The organism is Colwellia sp. SU-HH01217 (genome assembly GCF_057543495.1).
Genome location: NZ_BAAJLX010000055.1, coordinates 1 through 526, shown reverse-complemented (window position 1 = coordinate 526; position 526 = coordinate 1). Strand labels below are relative to the sequence as shown.

The 526-nt window shown below is 34.0% G+C and carries 1 protein-coding gene; it reads right to left on the bottom strand.

Translation table 11 applies throughout. The features are described 5' to 3' along the window. Positions 1-143: 143 nt before the first annotated feature. Positions 144-377 (bottom strand): hypothetical protein, encoded by a 234-nt coding sequence (locus AC27G3_RS18205; protein ID WP_487124059.1) that lies wholly within the window; start codon positions 375-377, stop codon positions 144-146. Positions 378-526 lie beyond the last annotated feature (149 nt).

Genomic DNA, 526 nt, shown 5'->3' with positions numbered 1-526 from the left:
ATTTCCACAATGGTATCCAAAAACACCACACTGGGGGTTACCGTCTAACGCCCAAATAACAGGCTAAAAATAGTGGGCTAAAATGGAGCGAAGCGAACAGCCCGCTGTTTTTAGTCCTTGTTTATTTGCTTGTTATGTTTAAATTAACTCGGTGTCTTAATTTTATGTCTTATAGAGTTTAAGTACCCAATGACAATAAATAGCAAAGCACATTGAAAGGAGCCATTATTTAAAAAATGCCCCCCTAATCCAATCACTTTTAAATCCCAATGTGTTTGGATAAGGCAATAAATCGTTGCTAAAGTTATTAGCCATTTACTTATCGTATAACGCATATCATTATTTAATTTAAATATTGAAGGTTGAACGTGTTCCATGTAGATCTCCTTTGATTATTACCGATAAAATATCAATTCAAGTGTAAACTAATTCTTTAAACATAACGCCCTAATAATGGGCAAATTTCAGTTGGTTAAAATAAGCGACGCAGGAGCAAAAACCAACTGTAATTTGTCCTGTTAATTAG